Below are 3,138 nucleotides of genomic sequence, written 5' to 3'. Positions count from 1 at the left end.
CCATCTCGAACTCGGCCGTTAAACGCACCAGCGCCCATGGTACTGTGTCTCAAGACACGGGAGAGTCGGTCGCCGCCAGACCTGCACAGAACAAGTGACAATCCCTCAAACGATCGTCGTCTTAGAAAGGCCGCCCTCCGGGGCGGCCTTTCTGCGTTTCTGAGCATCGGTCGGTTCCACGTCCGTTGGACCATGCTCCTGCGGACAGGGGTGCGGAGGCCTGACTGGCGTCCGCAAGGTCCGGATCGGATCTTCGGACAAGCCGCTGTTCGGACAGGGCCCCTCCGGACCCTTCACCTAGCGCAGGCGGCGACCGTCTTTCGGGATGGCAGAGAGATCGAAGGCGTAGCCCTTGGCCGCCAGGGCCTCGAGGACCAGGTACTTCACGGTCACCCGGCGATCGAGGGCCTCCTGCCGCAGGGCCGTCCAGACGGGATCCGGCACCTCGACCTTCAGGACCGTCGCCTTGGTCTTTCGCTTCGCGGCAGCCCGGGTCTTCGGTGTCGGGACCGGGCTGGCCTCGGTGACCTCGGCTGGCCGGGGCGCTTCCGGAAGCCTCGGGGCGGCCGGCGGCTCCTGGGGGGCGTTCGAGGCCCGGGTGAAACCGAGGTCGCTCGTCGCGGCCGCCAGCAGCCGGGCATCCTCCGGACTCGTATGCGGCCGTGGGCGGGGTGAGGGCAGGAACGGAGGCTTGTTCATCGTCCGGCTCCCTGTTGCTCGGCCAGCTCCTGCTGCTTGGCCAGGATGGCGAGGAGTTCGTTCAGGACACCCCCCACCTCGGCGGCGGCCTTCGGGTCTCCGCCCGGCCCGGCCGGCGTCGACCCCGTGAAATGCATGGATTGGTACGCGGCCCGCTGGATCACCTCGGTCCGCAGCAGCGGGATGCCGGCGCCCTGGATCTCCTCCCGGGCATGCTGGGCGACGCGGCTCTGCAGGGGCGACATCTGGGTCAGGACCACCCGCGCGGGGATCGATCGGCGCAGCATGCGCTCGGCCCGCTGCACCACCTCGTAGGTTCGGAACACCTCCTGCAGGTCCATACCCGAGATCTTGGTGGGGATCAGCACGAGGTCCGACTCGGCGATCGCGTAGGTGACGGCTTGCGAGGCGGCGCCCTCGAGATCCACCAGGACGATCCCGTACTGTGTCGCCGCCTCCGCAATGCGGTCGAGGATGACGGTCTCCGTCACGCCCGAGATGACCGCGACGGTGGAGTCCGCCCCCGCCCGCTCACGCCAGGCGCCCACATGCCCGTTCGGGTCGGCATCGACGATGGCCACGCTTCCCCCCTGGCGCGCGAAGGCATCCGCCAGGCAGATCACGAGCGTCGTCTTCCCGACTCCGCCCTTCGTAGAGCAGACGCTGATGACCGCCATCGAACAGGCTCCCCGGGCCTCCTGGACCCCAAACCTCCTGAGCGCATCGTCCCAAGAGCCCCATTGCCCTAGCGCCCAAAGTCCCAAGAACCCGTAAACCCAATTGGGTTCTTGGGCAAAAGCCCATTTGCCCATCTGTGCGATATTTGCATGATTTTTGAATAACTTACGATTGGATGAGGGGGGCGGCTCTGTCGGGTAGATCGTCTGCCGGACCCGTGACGCTATCTGGTTCGCCGAGGGAAATGCCCTGTCTTGGATCGGACGGATCGGGGAATGAACGGGCGCATCGGTCCCGGCAGGGGTCACGGATCGGGCACGGCTGCGGAGCGACGCAAGTCCCTGGTTTGACAGGAGTACCCCTCGCATGCCGAATGCGCGGTCTTCGGTCCTTGCTTGACCGGGGATTCGATCAAGGAACCACCGCCCGCCGCAGTAGGACCCTGAAACGACAACGGCCCCCCGGTCGCCAAACCGGAGGGCCGTCAAATCGGCAGTGTACTGAAAAAGACTGGAATGTCCTCAGTACATCATAGCTCCCCTCAGGAGTCAATCGAGAATGTGCATTCTCGAGGCGATGTCGCTCAGCCCGATGCGGTCCCAACCCAGGGACCACCATGTCGTTCGACCACCTACTCAGTCTCGTTAACCATGTTCCCCTGGCCGCCCTGGACGCCCTGAGCCGCGATCTGTGGCGTGCGGCCGGGGAGGGCGCCCTGACGGACGCCCAGGCCCAGGCCCTCGCCGAAGCCATCCACGGCCGCCGCAGACCGCGCGCCCAGGCCTCCGCCGTTTCCCTCGGAGGCCTTGCCGTCGTCTCCTCCCGGAAGCCCCCCGAAGCGGCCGCGGAGGCCCCGGAAGCGTCCTCGGGCCAGAGCCCGGGCCAGGATCCGCGCCCCTGGTCCTATTTCCCCCCCAAGCGCCCCCAGCGCTCGCCCGACCGGGCCCGCTCGCTGGAACGCCGGCGGACCCTGGCAGCCTCCGGGCCCCTGCCGCCGAAGCTCGCTTGCCGCTTCACCACGGGGGAACTGGCAGTCCTCAAGATCGTGGCCGACTCGTTCGTCGCCGGAAGCCAGTGCACGCTCTCGATCCCCGAGATCGCCGCCCGGGCCGGGGTGGGCCAGACCAAGGCGCGCCTGGCCCTGCGGATTGCCCAGAACCTCGGCCTGGTGTCCATCACGGAACGACGGGTCCAGTACCGTCCCAATCGCACCAACGTGGTTCGGATCGTCTCTCCGAGCTGGCTGGCCTGGCTGGCGCGGTGGACTGCCCCGAGCACGGCTGTCCGCCCCCCCGCTGCCGAGCCTGCAGCGCTTCAGGACAGGGGATACTCCAGCCTTCAGACCACGGGTGTCGTGGGAAGGGGGGAGGGTTCACTTTTGAGAAGCCCACGGAATCAAGGGTTTACGAGAAAAGGAGTGAAGAGCCGCACAACCTGGGGATGAAACGCCGATCGGGTGGAGCTTCAGTGGCCTGTCCCGCCTCGGGATTAGGGCCGTACCCCCCCCGAAAAGCGCGCGCAACGCCAGGGTGAGCACGTGTCGAGGTCACGCGATTGGGGCAGGATTCCCGGCCTCGTCGGAGCGCGACCTCGACAGGGGCGTGCACCCGTCGCTGCTTCCGGGAGAGAACCAAACTGCGACATGTGCGTTTTCCCCGCCTCTGGCGGTTGACGGGTTGGGGCATGATCCGTATACCCCGGTTCATCGGCGGGCGGCCAACGGGGTTGGCGGCTTGCTTTTGCATCTCCTGACGATTTGGC

General features: G+C 67.1%; 3 protein-coding genes. 1 reads left to right on the top strand and 2 read right to left on the bottom strand.

The window, feature by feature from the left end:
* Positions 1–297 precede the first annotated feature (297 nt).
* Both ASF58_RS20110 and ASF58_RS20105 read right to left on the bottom strand, forming a co-directional pair.
* Positions 298–699 (bottom strand): hypothetical protein, encoded by a 402-nt coding sequence (locus ASF58_RS20110; protein WP_055956747.1) that lies wholly within the window; start codon positions 697–699, stop codon positions 298–300.
* On the bottom strand, positions 696–1,376 hold the full coding sequence (locus ASF58_RS20105; protein WP_055956744.1) for a ParA family protein: 681 nt from the start codon (positions 1,374–1,376) through the stop codon (positions 696–698). The genes ASF58_RS20110 and ASF58_RS20105 overlap by 4 nt, the downstream gene beginning before the upstream one ends.
* A 617-nt stretch (positions 1,377–1,993) precedes the next feature.
* Between ASF58_RS20105 and ASF58_RS20100 the strand changes: the two genes are divergently transcribed.
* Entirely contained in the window at positions 1,994–2,821 is an 828-nt protein-coding gene (locus tag ASF58_RS20100; protein ID WP_055956740.1) for a hypothetical protein, read from the top strand.
* Positions 2,822–3,138: the final 317 nt, after the last annotated feature.

Source organism: Methylobacterium sp. Leaf125 (genome assembly GCF_001423085.1).
Taxonomy (GTDB): domain Bacteria; phylum Pseudomonadota; class Alphaproteobacteria; order Rhizobiales; family Beijerinckiaceae; genus Methylobacterium.
Note: the sequence above shows the minus strand (reverse complement) of the source record. Positions and strands in the feature narration are given on the sequence as shown.

Bases quoted from the DNA above. Each gene is read 5' to 3' on its own strand.
- ASF58_RS20100 (WP_055956740.1), top strand. From the start codon at position 1,994: ATGTCGTTCGACCACCTACTCAGTCTCGTTAACCATGTTCCCCTGGCC.
- ASF58_RS20110 (WP_055956747.1), bottom strand. From the start codon at position 699: ATGAACAAGCCTCCGTTCCTGCCCTCACCCCGCCCACGGCCGCATACG.
- ASF58_RS20105 (WP_055956744.1), bottom strand. From the start codon at position 1,376: ATGGCGGTCATCAGCGTCTGCTCTACGAAGGGCGGAGTCGGGAAGACG.